At 70.4% G+C, this 4,195-nt stretch carries 7 protein-coding genes; 5 read left to right on the top strand and 2 right to left on the bottom strand.

Annotation, left to right across the window (positions count from 1 at the left end; all coding sequences use genetic code 11):
* The first annotated feature begins 202 nt into the window (after positions 1–202).
* On the top strand, positions 203–544 hold the full coding sequence (locus VF794_RS05685; protein WP_331108159.1) for a TerB family tellurite resistance protein: 342 nt from the start codon (positions 203–205) through the stop codon (positions 542–544).
* On the opposite strand, the gene VF794_RS05680 is transcribed toward VF794_RS05685, so the two are convergent.
* Positions 541–1,698 (bottom strand): hypothetical protein, encoded by a 1,158-nt coding sequence (locus VF794_RS05680; RefSeq protein WP_331108158.1) that lies wholly within the window; start codon positions 1,696–1,698, stop codon positions 541–543. The genes VF794_RS05685 and VF794_RS05680 overlap by 4 nt on opposite strands.
* Positions 1,699–1,846: 148 nt before the next feature.
* Positions 1,847–2,542: a DUF4476 domain-containing protein gene (locus VF794_RS05675; RefSeq protein WP_331108157.1), complete on the bottom strand. Its 696-nt coding sequence runs from the start codon at positions 2,540–2,542 to the stop codon at positions 1,847–1,849.
* Positions 2,543–2,641: 99 nt separating this feature from the next.
* On the opposite strand from VF794_RS05675, the gene VF794_RS05670 reads away from it, so the two are divergent.
* From VF794_RS05670 to VF794_RS05655, 4 genes are all read left to right on the top strand, one after another.
* Entirely contained in the window at positions 2,642–3,085 is a 444-nt protein-coding gene (locus tag VF794_RS05670; protein WP_331108156.1) for a DUF2809 domain-containing protein, read from the top strand.
* A gap of 154 nt (positions 3,086–3,239) precedes the next feature.
* A complete protein-coding gene (locus VF794_RS05665) occupies positions 3,240–3,446 on the top strand; it encodes a cold-shock protein (RefSeq protein ID WP_331108155.1) in 207 nt (68 codons plus the stop codon).
* Positions 3,447–3,536: 90 nt separating this feature from the next.
* Entirely contained in the window at positions 3,537–3,719 is a 183-nt protein-coding gene (locus VF794_RS05660) for a hypothetical protein (protein ID WP_331108154.1), read from the top strand.
* Positions 3,720–3,854: 135 nt separating this feature from the next.
* Positions 3,855–4,195 (top strand): hypothetical protein (locus VF794_RS05655; protein ID WP_331108153.1); only part of this gene is annotated, 341 nt, incomplete at its 3' end.

Here is a 4,195-nt window from a genome sequence, read left to right as displayed (position 1 = left end):
CGGCTGGGTGAACGGAGATGCCACGCCGGAGTGTTGTGGCGAGCCCATGCGCTTCGTGGCGCAGCTCGCGGCGATGCCTTTCGGGCTGGCCTTCGGGGACAACGGCCGGGGCTACCTCTTCCGGTGCCGGCGCGAGGGGTGCGCCACGCCCTTCCGCTTCCTCTCACAGGGGGCGTAGGCTCGGGGGCGGAGAGACACCGGGATGACGACTTCCTCGAACAACGACGACCGCTTCTACCTCGAGCTGCTCAAGCTGCTGCTGCACGTGGCCTGGAGCGACGATGAGATCGACCCGCGCGAGGCCCGAGCACTCCTCGGCGCGGCGCAGCGCTGGAAGGTGCCGAGGGCGGAGCTGGAGTCCCTCCAGCGCTGCCTGGACCTGGGCGAGCCCATGCCGGCCCCCAACATCGGGCTGCTGCGCCAGCGCCCGGACGAGGTGCTCGCGACGGTGCGCACCCTCATCGCGAGCGACACGGACATCCACCTCTCCGAGAAGGAGATGATCGTCCAGATTCGCGAGCTGCTGGGCGTGACGGCCGGCTAGGTGTCGAGCGGCGCCGCCCAGAAGCGCACGAGCCGCCACACCTCGGCGGCTCCCGCCTTCCGGTCCACCTCGGCGTGGGAGATGAGGGGCGTGAGCAGCAGGCGCACCTCGGTGTGGGGCTCCAGCCAGCGCGCGAGCATCACGGACTCGATGGCGGGGATGACGCTGTCGTCCGTGCCGTGCAGCAGATGGACGGGCGAGCGCGGTGCGGGAGAGCGCTCGGGAGAGAGCGAGGCGTCCTGCGCGAAGGCCCGCGCGTGCGGCAGCAGCAGGGGCCCGAGCGCGGCGACGTCCCGGTCGTTCACGTACCGCAGGAAGGTGGCGGCGGGCTCGGGCAGGGCGGACTGCATCCGCCGGGCCTGGGCGAATGTCTCGTGGGCGCGCCGGGTGTCGTGCATGGCGAGGTGCGAGGCGCGCAGGAAGGTGAGGATGCCCGCGCGCAGCGGCTCCACCTGCTCGGGCGGGACGACCTGGCCGGCCACGTTGAGCAGGATGACGGCCACGCCATAGTCATGGGGCTTGCGCGGCCGTCCATCGGACTGGACGCCGGTGCACAGGAAGGAGAGCACGCGCGAGAGGTCCCCATGCCCTCCGAACGACAGGGTGAAGGCGACCTTGTCCTGGAGCGAGGGCCGCCCGGCGGCGACGACGGACAGGCCCCCGGCGAAGCTGATGCCCAGCAGACCCACCCTGCCATCGGGCGCGAGCTCCGGCCGTGAGGCGGCCCAGAGGGCGACGTCCTCCAGCATGTCCGGCTCGCGCGGGGTGATGCGGTAGAGCAGCAGGTCGGGCAGCTCGGGGGTGAGGACGGTGAGGCCCCCGGCGGCGAGGTTCCTCGCGAGCGTCACCAACCGGGGCTCGTCGATGCCGTCCGCATGGACACCGGGGACGAGGATGACGGTGCGCCCGCGGAAGTGCTCGGGCCGGAAGAGGCGGGCGCGCAGGGGCCCGTGACGCGAGGGCACCTGGGTGTCCTCGGCGGAGACGGGGCCGGTGTCCCAGCGGGCGAGGCGCTCGACGAGCCCGCCCTGCATGCCGGCGGCGCGGGCCACGAAGGACAGACCCCGGAGGGAGTCCGGGACGACGAGCAGGGCGACGAGCAGCAGTCCACCGAAGACGGCCAGCAGCGACACTCGACGAAGGCGGGGGCGCATCTACCCCCAATGCCAGGAGAAGTTCACCCAGGGCAAGGTCCACCCCCCAACGAGGCACGCACGGGGCCCGGAAAGACGAAGGGCCAGACCCGCCGGCGCATCCGCGCCCCGCGAGCCCGGCCCCTGAGAGCCCCGTTCGGGCTCCGACTCAACCCGCGGAGATGATGCGCTTCACCTCGGCCTTGTCAGTGGAGAACTGGAAGGCGTTGTAGAGCTGGTAGCCGTTCTGCTTGTCCAGCACCCGCGACCACAGCACCCGCACCGCCTCGATGCGATCCTTCGAGAACTTGAACTGGGGCAGCACCTGGATGACCTGGCTCACGAGGAAGTAGTTGTTGTCGGCGACGTCCTCGAGGACGTTCATCTTGTCATCGGCGAAGGGCTCGCGGTCCATGGCCTTCATGGCGCTGCGCAGCATGGCGTCGGCGATGGGCTGGTAGACGGGAGCCGGGGGCGGCATCGGCGCCGGCTGGTGGGGCATCGGACGCGGGTTGTAGGAGCGAACGTCGGGGGCGTCGACGATCAGGTCGCGCAGGTCGTTGAGCTCCTCGTAGGCCTCGCGCAGCTTGCCCTTGCCGTTGCCGCGTCCAGCGCGCTCGTTGGCCTCACCGAGCAGCTGCTCCAGGCGGGCGAGGCGCTGCTCCACCTCCTCGCGCTCGATGACCACCATCGTGCCGCGCCGGCCGCGCCGGAACTCGTTGTCATCCGCCCGCATCTCCGAGGTGGTCGAGGTCGGGGGCATGGTGCCGAACCCCTGGCCCGGAGGGGTGGGCATGGGCTGGGAGTTCTGGGCGGAGGCGGTGACGGCGGTGAGCAGGGTGATGGCGACGAAGAGGGCCTTCATGGGGTTCATCCTTCCGGGGTATTGCCTTGCTGCATCTGCCCACTCAGACGTGGAGCGGGCGTCCGCATTCAAACCTATCATTTCATGACACTGCCGCCCATGAGCCCCGTCCCCTCGACCTCCCCCCCGGTGCGACCCGCGCGCGGGCGGCTGTTGCTCCCGCCGTTGATGCTCCTCGTCATCGCCCTGGGCCTGGGCTCGCGCTCCCCGACCGTGGCGGCGCACCTGCCCCGCTTCCTCACCGCGTACGCGGGCGACACGCTGTGGGCCAGCATGGTCTACCTGTGCCTCGTCTTCGCCTGGCCGCGCCTGCTGGTGCGACGCGCGGCGGCATGGGCCCTGGGCCTCTCCGTGCTCGTCGAGCTCAGCCAGCTCGTCCACACGCCCTGGCTCGATGCGCTGCGCGCCAACCGCTTCGCCGCGCTCGTGCTGGGCCGCGGCTTCCTGCTGTCCGATCTGCTCTGCTACGCGGTGGGCGTGGCACTCGCCGCGGGCATGGACCTGCTCGCGCGGAACGGTCCCCCGCGAAAAGGTGTTGTCTGAACGATCGCCGCCGTGTGCCTGTTTGTCGAGAAAGTGCCGCCTGGAGGATTCCGGCTCGACTTCCCAACAGTCCAGGTGTACGCCCAAGCGTCGCTCCGGTCACGAGCGAGCAACACGGGCGATGGTCGCCCTGCCGAACGAGAGAGACACCGACATGGCCAGTGGTACCGTGAAGTGGTTCAACGATGCGAAGGGCTTCGGTTTCATCACCCAGGACAACGGGGGCCCCGACGTGTTTTGCCACCACACCGCCATCGTGAGCGATGGTTTCCGCAGCCTGGCCGAGGGCCAGAAGGTGGAGTTCGAGGTGAAGAAGGGCCCCAAGGGTCTTCAGGCGGAGAATGTCCGCCCGGTCGGCTGATCCGCACGCCGCGCGACCTTACCTTTGCGACGAGGCCAGGCCTCACTCGAGGCCAGGCCTCTTTTTTTTACCCATTTCCCAGGAGCATCCATGCAGGGACGGTCCACGAAGCGACAGAAGGAGATGGCGCGTCAGCAGAAGCAGCGCGACAAGGAAGCCAAGAAGGCCGAGCGCCAACGCGACAAGGAATCCCGCCCCGCCCGCCAGCCCGGTGATGAGGATCCGGACATCGCCGGAATCATCCCCGGCCCCCAGCCTCCGCTGGAGATTTGAGCGCGGGCAGGCGGGCGAGCCCCGCCTCCGCCGAGCGCCTCTCCGGGCCCTGGGGCAGCTCCAACCACCCGGGCCCTTGCCCATCCTTCTGTCCGCCTCCATGCATTAGCCAGCACGGGCATGAGGAAGGAGCGGATGATGGGCAAGGGTGAAGACCGCGCCCCCGGGGCGCCCCCACGGTTGGACCACAGCCGATGCATCTTCGAGGAGCCGGCCACGCTCCGGGAGCCCGCGGCGCCACAGGTGCCCCGCGTCATGCCGCCCTCCGCCGTGTCCGTCATCCCCCTGCCAGGCGAGGAGCGCGCGCGTGCCCTCGACGCCCAGCCCCCCACGCTCCAGGAGGCCCGCGAGGCCACCGATGCGTTGCTCCGGGAAATCTTCGAGGAAGATCTGGAGGCCCCCCCCGAGCCCAGGCGCGAGTCGGCCCCGGCACGCTCCTCCCCGGAGGAGGACTGGCCCCAGGAGCTGCACGCGCT

Source organism: Archangium sp., from assembly GCF_036389735.1.
Taxonomy (GTDB): domain Bacteria; phylum Myxococcota; class Myxococcia; order Myxococcales; family Myxococcaceae; genus Archangium.
This window is presented reverse-complemented; position numbering and strand designations above follow the sequence as displayed.

Coding starts and splice junctions, on each gene's coding strand:
- VF794_RS05685 (WP_331108159.1), top strand. CDS start 203: ATGACGACTTCCTCGAACAACGACGACCGCTTCTACCTCGAGCTGCTC.
- VF794_RS05680 (WP_331108158.1), bottom strand. CDS start 1,698: ATGCGCCCCCGCCTTCGTCGAGTGTCGCTGCTGGCCGTCTTCGGTGGA.
- VF794_RS05675 (WP_331108157.1), bottom strand. CDS start 2,542: ATGAAGGCCCTCTTCGTCGCCATCACCCTGCTCACCGCCGTCACCGCC.
- VF794_RS05670 (WP_331108156.1), top strand. CDS start 2,642: ATGAGCCCCGTCCCCTCGACCTCCCCCCCGGTGCGACCCGCGCGCGGG.
- VF794_RS05665 (WP_331108155.1), top strand. CDS start 3,240: ATGGCCAGTGGTACCGTGAAGTGGTTCAACGATGCGAAGGGCTTCGGT.
- VF794_RS05660 (WP_331108154.1), top strand. CDS start 3,537: ATGCAGGGACGGTCCACGAAGCGACAGAAGGAGATGGCGCGTCAGCAG.